This is a genomic window from Streptomyces sp. NPDC055078 (assembly GCF_053607985.1).
This window is the reverse complement of sequence record NZ_JBSGUP010000328.1, coordinates 1-8992: the sequence shown is the minus strand read 5'-3', so window position 1 is coordinate 8992 and position 8992 is coordinate 1. Positions and strand designations below refer to the sequence as shown.

6 protein-coding genes are annotated in these 8992 nt (G+C 72.9%); 1 reads left to right on the top strand and 5 read right to left on the bottom strand.

All coding sequences use genetic code 11. From position 1 onward, the window contains the following. Positions 1-181: 181 nt before the first annotated feature. Entirely contained in the window at positions 182-1597 is a 1416-nt protein-coding gene (locus ACWF94_RS24620) for an MFS transporter (RefSeq protein ID WP_453492383.1), read from the bottom strand. Positions 1598-2036: 439 nt separating this feature from the next. Beyond that, positions 2037-3392 (bottom strand): M14 family zinc carboxypeptidase, encoded by a 1356-nt coding sequence (locus ACWF94_RS24615; protein WP_453492381.1) that lies wholly within the window; start codon positions 3390-3392, stop codon positions 2037-2039. Positions 3393-3559: 167 nt separating this feature from the next. Between ACWF94_RS24615 and ACWF94_RS24610 the strand changes: the two genes are divergently transcribed. Further along, positions 3560-4168, top strand: a complete 609-nt coding sequence (locus ACWF94_RS24610; RefSeq protein ID WP_453492378.1) for a TetR/AcrR family transcriptional regulator — start codon at positions 3560-3562, stop codon at positions 4166-4168. Between the two features lie 320 nt (positions 4169-4488). Here the strand turns inward: ACWF94_RS24610 and ACWF94_RS24605 are convergent, their stop codons facing one another. From ACWF94_RS24605 to ACWF94_RS24595, 3 genes are all read right to left on the bottom strand, one after another. Then, on the bottom strand, positions 4489-6510 hold the full coding sequence (locus ACWF94_RS24605; protein WP_453492375.1) for an FUSC family protein: 2022 nt from the start codon (positions 6508-6510) through the stop codon (positions 4489-4491). 115 nt (positions 6511-6625) lie between these two features. Further along, on the bottom strand, positions 6626-7645 hold the full coding sequence (locus ACWF94_RS24600) for an endonuclease/exonuclease/phosphatase family protein (protein WP_453492372.1): 1020 nt from the start codon (positions 7643-7645) through the stop codon (positions 6626-6628). 378 nt (positions 7646-8023) lie between these two features. Continuing rightward, positions 8024-8890, bottom strand: coding sequence for a hypothetical protein (locus ACWF94_RS24595; RefSeq protein WP_453492369.1), 867 nt, complete (start codon positions 8888-8890; stop codon positions 8024-8026). Positions 8891-8992 lie beyond the last annotated feature (102 nt).

Here is an 8992-nt window from a genome sequence, read left to right as displayed (position 1 = left end):
CTATCGTTCCCCGTTCCGGCGCCCCGGATGTGCGTCGATTTCGGCCGTGAGCCGGTCGTACTCGGGGGCCTATGGGCTTGGCCGCGCGGCGGGGGGCTGCCACGGGGGGCACGCCACGCGGCCTGGTCACCGGGGCACGCCACGCGGCCTGGTCACCGGGACACCGGGACACGCCACGACGTCAGGTCACCGGGTCGGTGATCTCCCTCAGGGCGGGGGCCGGGCGGGTGGCCGAGGGGAGCATCGTGCTCAGGCCCACCGCGATGACGCCCACCGCCGTCGCGATCCAGAACACCGTGGTGAACCCGGACCAGGACGGCAGCGGCACCTCCGCCATGGGCCTTCCGGCGAGCACACTGGCGCTGATCTGCCCGCCGAGCGTGCCGCCGACGCTCTTGAGGACGAAGGCGAGTCCGGTGACGCTCGCGACCCGGGCCGCGGGGATCTCGATGGCCACGGTGTTCATCGCCTGGGTCAGACCCCAGCCGATGCCGATGCCCAGCAGGCCCGACGAGACCGCGAGCGCGGCGGCACCCTGGCGGGCGGAGAACAGAACCGCGCACGCGCCGACGATGGCGATACCGGACAGGGCCATCACGCCCCGGGCGCCCAGCAGCCGTTCCAGCCGGCCGGTCAGGGGCGCGGCGACGAGGGCCGTGACGCCCAGGGGAAGGAGCAGCAGGCCGGCGGTGGTGGCATCGGCCTCAAGGCCGTAGCCGGTGATGCGCGGTGAGTCGGAGATGGTGGGGATGACGATGTGGATGGCCGAGGTGACGTACCCGATGACGAACGACACCAGACAGACGACGGCGACCGGCCGGCCGCCGAGCCGCAGCCGGATCAGGGGGTGCTCGGTGCGCGACTCGACCGCACAGAACGCGATCAGCCCCAGGACGGCGACCGCCTCCAGCGCGAGGAACCCGGGCGATGTCCAGCCCCAGGACGGCGCTTTGGTAACGCCGACGAGCAGCGCCGTCAGTGAACCGGCCAGCAGGACGGCCCCGGGGACGTCCAGGCGGCCCTCCTGGGTCGGCGGGCAGGGCGGCAGCGCCCACCGGGAGCAGATCGCGACGGGGGCCAGCACGGCGAAGGCGAGCCAGTACAGCCAGCTGTAGTGGAGCCGTTCGAGCAGGGGCCCCGCGATGAGCAGCCCCGCCACCATGGCCAGCGCCGATGCGCCGATGATGAGCCCATTGGCACCCCGGACCCGGCTCTCGGGCTGGGTGTCCCGGATGATCGCCACGCTGAGGGGGATCAGCCCGAGCCCGACGCCCTGGAGGGCGTGGCCGATGGTGAGCTGGAGAACCGAATCCGCGAGCGCGGCGACGAGGACACCCACGGCGCTGATGGACACGACCCCGATGAACAGCGGTCTCTTGTCGCGGATATCGGCCAGCCGGGCGACGACGGGCACGCTGACCGCGCCCATCAGCAGGACCCCGGTGAAGATCCAGGCGATCGACGCCAGCGAGGCGCCCACTCCGCGCTGGATGTGAGGGAGAGCGGGCGCCACCAGGCTCTCCACGAGCGTGAACCCGACGACCGCGCCGACGAGTACGACGACGGGCGCACGGCTGGGGATAGGGGTGTCCTGCACGGCTGACCTCCGGAGAGTCGGGGCGTCTGCCCCGAGGGGGAGTGGGAGAGGCGGGTGGGCCGACGGGCGGCCGAGGGCCCGTGGGGGGGCGGGGAACCCCGGAGACCCTGATGCCCGGAGGGGCGGGCGGTTCGGTGCGTTGCGTACGGACTTGCGTTGTGTACGGACTTGGTGGAGCGGGTGTTGTGTACGGGCCTGGTGGGGCGGGCGGTTCGGGTGGGTGTGGGCCGTCGCGGTGCCGGGTGGGGATGCCCGGTGCCTGGCGCGGGTGGGGATGTCCCGACGGGCCCCGTGCGGGTGGGGATGTCCGGACGGGCCCGGTGCCGGTGCCGGGTGCGGTGGGACGGTGACGTAGGAACCGGTTGTCGGCTGCCGGACCGGCCGGCCCGTCGCGTACGAGAGAGGCGCCGGTCGCAGGGGAGCGTCCGGCGGCCGGGCGCTAGGGCGTGGCGGCCCGGTCGCGTACGAACTCCACCGTGGCGAGGGCGGCACCGACCTGTACGGCCACCAGGCGGCGGATGTCGATGCGCTTGCCCGGCAGGGCGGCGTCGGCCTCGGTGAGCCAGGCGCTGAAGAGGCGTTCGGCGTCGGCGAGACCCTGGCGCACTCCGGGACGGACGTTGCCCGCGGCGGCTTCCGCGCCGAACAGGCGCAGCGCGGTGCCCGCGTACCGGACGCGCATGATGTGCGGCAGTACGCGGAACGAGCACTCCTCGGACACGGTCGCGGTCCGGCCCGCCGCGCCGGCGTCCGCCAGGATGGATCGCCACCCGGTGGCCATTCCCTCCAGCGCGCGCAGACCGTCCGCCAGGGAGCGTCGGAAGGGGGTGTCGAGGGTCAGTTCGCGGGCGGAGTCCTCGACGAGGCCGGTCAGCTCCCGGAACGTTTCCTCGCACAGCCCGAGGCTGTCGCCGATGATCTCGCCGAAGGTACGGCCGCAGTCGGAGGTGTCGGCGGCGGACGCGTCCTCCCAGTAGGGGACTTCGGTGATGACGCTGACCGTGCCGTGGCGGGCGGCGTAGTCCGTGCTGCTCGCGCCCGTCGCCGCCTCCGCGTCGCCGGACATGGCGGCCGTCTCCGCGATACCCGGGGTGAGGATGACGCCCGGCGTGACGAGGTGGCTCCGCGGAATCTCCCAGACCGAGTTGTGCAACGGCAGGTTCTCGTACCCCGGGACAGCGGCGAGGCGGGCCGCGAGGTCCGGGTCGGCGGTGCTGACGTAGTGGAAGACACCCCCGTACTCGCCGTTGTGGAGGGAGCACAGGACGTCGGGCGCCAGGTCGTCGATGACCCGGGCGAGCGCGACGGTTTCGGGCAGCATCCGGTCGAAGTACCCGGGCTCGGTGAGATACGGGAAGGTCCACTCCGGCTGCTCCGCGAAGGCGGGCCGGTAGAAGTCGCGGCCGTAGCGCTCGCGGCTGTCCGGGCGGGCGTACCAGCCCTCGTTCAGCCGGGCGCCGTCCGGGTCGACGCACGGGATGAGGTGCCAGCGGCAGTTCAGCCCCTCGCGCAGGGCGTCGTCGGCGCACAGGACGCGTCCCAGCTCCCGGACGGTGAGGGCGCCGACGGGCTCGTTGGGGTGCGGGCCGCCGAAGACCAGGGCGTTCCGCTCACCGCTGCCGATGGAGATCATCCGGATCGGCTCGCCCTGCCGCGACGTGCCGATCCGGCGGATCTCGACCAGCTCCGGGTACTCCGCCACGAGCCGGTCCAGCTCCGCCTGCATCTCGTCGACGCCCGGGAACCGGTCGGCGGGAGGGATCGCCGCCATGAGCGCTGGGATGTCGGTGGGCACGGTGTGCCTCCCTATTTGATAGCGATACTATTTCAATAGCGACTCTACGGAATGGGTGGTGCAGGCACAATGACCCGACAGTCACGAGATGTCGCACGAGACGACGCACCGGATGTCGCACGGGACGGCGCACCAGAAGGCGCGCGAGATATCGAAGGAGGCCCGGGATGGCGGGCAGGCGGGCCGCGGCACGGCAGCGGAACTCGCAGGCGCTGATCAGCGCCGCGGAGGAACTGTTCGTCGCGCACGGCTACCACGCGGTCGGTATCGAGGCGATCGCCCGTGAGGCGGACCTCACCACCGGCGCGATCTACTCCATCTTCGGTTCGAAACAGGGTCTGCTGTACGCGGTCATGAACAGCCAGCTCAGCGGCATCGATGACGTGACCACGACGCTCGCCGACGCTCCCGAACTGCCGCTGGAGCGCGCGGTGGAGGTGTACACCCGCGCCTATCACCGGACCGTCGACGGGGCGAACGGCTGGCGCGCGATGCGGATCGAGTTCGAGGCGATGGGCCTCGCGCTTCAGGGCGACAGCGTCACTGACGACTTCCGCGACACCGTCGACGAGCCCCAGCAACTGCTCGCCCAGCTCCTCACCGGCCGCGCCACGCCCTCAGGGCCGCTCCCGGCAGCCGACGCGGCCCGGCTGGCCCCGGCCCTGAGCGCGCTGCTGCGCGGCCTCTCCCAGCAGCATGTGCTCGGGCTTCCGCCCGGGGACCAGGACGATTGGGTCCGGGCGGCGCGGGGGGTTACGGGGGCGTTTTGCCGCTGACGGTGCGGTGGGGGTGGGGCCTCTCCGCCCGTGGCCGCGCCCCGGTACGGCCTCCTCTGCCCGGTGCCTGCGCCTGCGCCGGTGGGTCCGGGGTCCCCGGGTGGGGCTGAATTGGGTGGCCTCCGGGGCTGGTGAGTTTGGGCTCTTGGGGCGTGGGGTCCGCCCTCAATCGCCGGGCAGGCTGAATATGCTCGCCCCGGTGCGGGTGCCCGCAGGGTCCGGGTGGTGCAGGCCCCTCCAGGGTCTCCGGGGTCCCCGGGTGGGGTCCGGGTGGCGGCCGCGCGGGGGCGGCCTGCCTCGGGGAGGCGAGTGAGGGCCCCTTACCTCGGGGAGGCGATCGCGCGGGCGGCCGTCACCTCGTGACGGAGGGGCGCGAGGACTCCCTCCTCGTCGCCCTCCAGGGCCGCCCGCACCTCGACCAGGACCTCGCTGCTGCGCACCCCCTCGGCCAGTCCCCGCAACTCCCGGGCCACCCCGGCGACCTCGTCGGGGGACGGCGGGGTCGCCCCGTGGTCGACCCGGACCCGCGCCGCCGTCGTGGCGTCCACGATGCGTTCGACGGCGACGACGAGGGGCCACCAGGCGGCGGCGCGCTTCCCGGTCGGCGGCGGCTCGGTCAGGGCGCGCTGGAACTCGGAGCGTACGGACGACAGATCGCGGTAGATCCGGCGGCGCAGACGGATCTGCTCGCCCCGGTCCATCCCCGCACCCGTGCCCGTGCCCGTACTCGTACTCGTCCCCGCGCCCGTATCCGTATCCCCACCAGCCCTCGGGGTCCCCGTGGCCCCCGTGGCCACGAACGCGCACCCCACATACGCGGCGATGTCGTCCACCGCCGCCGCCAGCCGGTCCCCGATCCGGGTGTGCCAGCTCTCGGGCCAGAGCAGATACCCCGCCACCAGCGCGATCGCGCAGCCGATGAGGCTGTCCAGCAGCCGGGGCAGGACGAGGTCGAAGCCCTCGCGGTTGAGGAGGTCGGAGAGCAGCAGGATGACGGGGGTGATCGCGGCCGTCTGGAAGGCGTACCCCTTGGCGGAGAACGCGGGGATGAGCGCGGCGAGGAGGAGTATCACCGGGATGTCCCACCAGCCGATGGGCACCTCGGAGAGGACGACGGCGGCGACGACGAGGCCCGCCACCGTACCGAGGGCGCGCAGGACCGCACGGGAGAAGACGGAGCCGAAGTCGGGTTTGAGGACGAAGGTGACGGTGAGGGCCACCCAGTACGAACGGGGTACGGCCACCAGGGACACCAGGGCCTGCGCGAGGCCGATACAGAGGGCGAGCCGCAGACCGTAACGCCAGGAGGCTTCGGAGAAGAGCACCCAGCGTGTGGTGGTCCGGAACCGGACGCCGAGCCGGGCGGGCCGCCCGAGGCGGTCGTCGGCGGCGTACGGGTCGGGGTCGGACTCGCGCACCACGGTGGCGGCGTGCCGCAGCGCGCCGTCGACCGCGCGATCGGCGGGGCCCTCGGGCTCGGGCAGCCGCAGTTCGGGGGTCGGGCCGCCGCCCTCGGCGACCGCGTCGGCCAGCAGCCGTACGGCGGCGGCGATTTCGGGGCGGCGGGAGGCCCGCCCGTACAGATGGGCCGCCGCCGCCCCCTCCAGCAGCGGCATCAGGGCGTTGAGCTGGGCGAGCAGCCGTACGAGGGGGCCCCGGCGGCCGTGGTCGCGGGCGCGGCGGGCGAGGATCAGATCGTAGGAGGTGTTGAGGGACTCGGTGACCGCCTGGCGCTTTTCCTCGTACGCCGCCGTCCCCGCCACCGCCAGCAGTTCGGCGACGGCGCGATAGGTGTCGGCGACGGCGGCGCGCTCCGGCATCCGCCGCCGGAAGGGCCACCCGAGCAGGGTGAGCAGAAGCACGAACAGTCCGCCCGCCGAGAGCAGCAGCGGGGCCTGCCACCAGGGCTCCGGCATCGGCAGCCCCGCGCCCACCACCGCGTAGAGCAGCAGGAGCAGCCCGGAGACGGAGGCGACCGCGCCGATCGAGGAGATCATTCCGGAGACCAGGGCGACGAGGGTCAGTACGGCGACGGCGGGCCAGCCGTTCCCGTACACCAAGATGCCGAGGGCGACACCGATCGCGCCGAACAGCTGCGGGACGGCGATGTTGAAGATCCGCATCCGGTACGCGTCTGCGGTGTCGCCGATGACTGCCGCCAGCGCGCCCATGGACACCAGCGCCCCATGGGTGGGCCGGTCCACCGCGAACCCGACCGCGAGCGGCGCGGAGAGCGCCACCCCCGCGCGGACGACCGCCGCCCAGGGCACGGGGGCGGGCTCCGGCCGCAGCGTGTTGAGCAGCCACTCGGGTGGGGACAGCAGTCCCGCTCGGGTCTCCATGGTCAACTCATGCCCCAGGAGGGCGCGTGGGGGCAAGCCCGGGGGCCGGTCGCCGCCCGTGACCTTCGCCGCCTGGTGGTCCTCTTGGCCGGGGTTCTCTTGGCCGGTGTGGCCGTCAGCCCGCTTCGTGCAGTTCGAGCCGTACCAGCAGGGAGCGGTGGTCGGTGTTGTCCAGCTCCAGGAACCTGGCCTTGCGGACGGAGAACTCGTCGCTGATGAGAACGTGGTCGATCTGGGTGCCCAGCGGGCGGCCCACCATGGTCGGCCAGGAGGGGGTGCGCGACGCGCCGCCGAGCGCGGCGGAGGTCCGCAGATCGCCGGCGTCGAGTACGCGGCGGAAGGCGGCATGGTCCTGACCGGCGTTGAAGTCGCCCGCGACGATCGCGGGCGCGTCCTTCACCCCCTTGGCGTAGGTGGTCATACGCCCCAGCTCCCGGCGCCAGTCGTCAACCCCCCTGGGCAGCGGCGGCAGCGGATGCGCGAGCTGTAGGTGCACCTCACGTCCGGCGATCGTCGCGACGGAGCCGGGCATCGCGTGGACGCTCTCTATCCCGGCCGCCTTGCGCAAGGGGTACTTGCTGACGATCGCCGAACCGGAGGCCATGGAGCCGTCGATGACATTGCGGTACGGGTACTCGGCGCGCGAGACCTTGGTGGCCAGCGCGTCCGAGCACTGCTGGGCGCACTCCTGGACGAAGATCAGATCGGGCTTCTCGCGCTGGATGGCCGCGAGCAGGCCCGCCGTCCCGTTCCCGAACTCGACATTCGAGGTGAGGACGTCGAGCTGTGCGACGACCCGGCCGTCCGGGACATCGGCCAGTCCGGTGTCGTACGGCCGGACGAACCATCCGGTGACCGCCAGCACCGTCGCTGCCCACGCCATGCCCACCCGCCAGCGGCCGAGCAGCGCCAGCGCCAGGGCAGCCCCCGCGGGCAGCAGCAGCCACGGCAGGAACGCCAGCAACTGCGGTACGGGGGTGACGGCGTCGGTGTCCGCCACCCGGCAGGCCACCACCACGGTCGGCACGATCAGCAACAGCACCGCGAACCAGACGGCGGCGCGTCGGCCGCCCGAGGGACGCAGCGGTGCGTCCGGCTCGGCGGTCCGTTCCGCGGTCGAGATGGCGCTGTCCAATCGGTCCTCCGTGTCTGGGTCCGTCTGTCGTGTGCCGCCGGGGACGGCACACGGATCGACGCCGCATCGTCATCGAGTCGTCGTCATCGAGTCGTCGTGAGCGGGTCGACGTTCAGCGGGTCTTCGCCGGCGAGTCGTCAATGTGGAGTGCCCCCCATCACCCGGTCACTTCACTCTGAGGACGTCAGTTTCACCGATTTTGTTCCGGCATTGGGGCCCTTGGCGTCAACTCACCGCAAAAGTAAGGCATGAGGATCGGTGGCCGGGGCGGGCCCGGGTCCGGGTCGGGGCGGCCGGGTCCGGGTCGGGGCGGCCGGGCTCGGAGCCGGGCTCGGGGGAGCTGCACGCGGAGTCGAGGTGTTTCACGTGAAACCACGATCAGGGCGCCCCTGCCCGGGTCCCTGCCCCGGTACGCCCCAGCCGCCGCCATACGACCGCGCCCACCACGACCCCCAGGCCCATCAGCCACCACGATGCCGTCCGCAGGGTCGACGTCAGTGCGTCGAACACCGCGCCCGCCGCCGGAAGGTCCACGTCCGGGGGGAGGTCGCGCAGGACGAGTACGCGGCCGACGGCGACCGCGAGCCGGAGCAGAAGGCCGCCCACCGCGAGGGCGACCCCCAGCCCCCCTGACACGACGAGGGCGGGCAGCCGTCGGCGGGCGAGCGGATACGCGGCTACGGCCAGGAGCACGGTCAAGAGCGGCAGCCACACCCAGGCGAGCTGGAGATCGTGGAACGCCTCACGCGCCGCCCCCAGCCGATCCGGGTCCACCACGGCGACCCTGGCGTCCACCACCGGAATCCGGTCGGCGAAGGGCACGCCCTCCAGGCTGAGCTGCCGCTTCACCTGGTCGATCACCGGTGCCAGATCGATACTCGCGGGGTCGCTGTCGGCGCTGGTCAGCGCCTGCTCCACGGCGGTGTGCGCGGCCCGGTTCACGGTGTTCCACGCCGTCCGGTACGGCTCGGTCCCGGCGAAGGAGAGCACCGCGTCGTGCACCAGCTCCCCCATGCTCCCCGGGAGCGGCCCGGCATCGCTTCCGGACAACGGCCCGGCGCCGGCCTGCCGTACCACCTCCTCGGCGATCCGGTCGGCGACGGCATTCCGTACGGCGGACTCCGAGGCGAGCGGTGCCATCGCGGAGACATAACCGTCCGTGTCGCCGATCTCCCGCTCCGCCCACACGGCGAGCACGCTCAGTGGCGCCAGGAGGGCCACGAGCACGATCAGTACCGTCGACACCGCTGAGAGAAGGCTCCGCACCCCTCCAGGGAATGCCGGGCCCGGCGCGCACGCGAGCGGTACTCCGCCGACCGGACGCGCCGACGGCCCCACAGTGGCTCC

Coding starts and splice junctions, on each gene's coding strand:
- ACWF94_RS24610 (WP_453492378.1), top strand. CDS start 3,560: ATGGCGGGCAGGCGGGCCGCGGCACGGCAGCGGAACTCGCAGGCGCTG.
- ACWF94_RS24605 (WP_453492375.1), bottom strand. CDS start 6,510: ATGGAGACCCGAGCGGGACTGCTGTCCCCACCCGAGTGGCTGCTCAAC.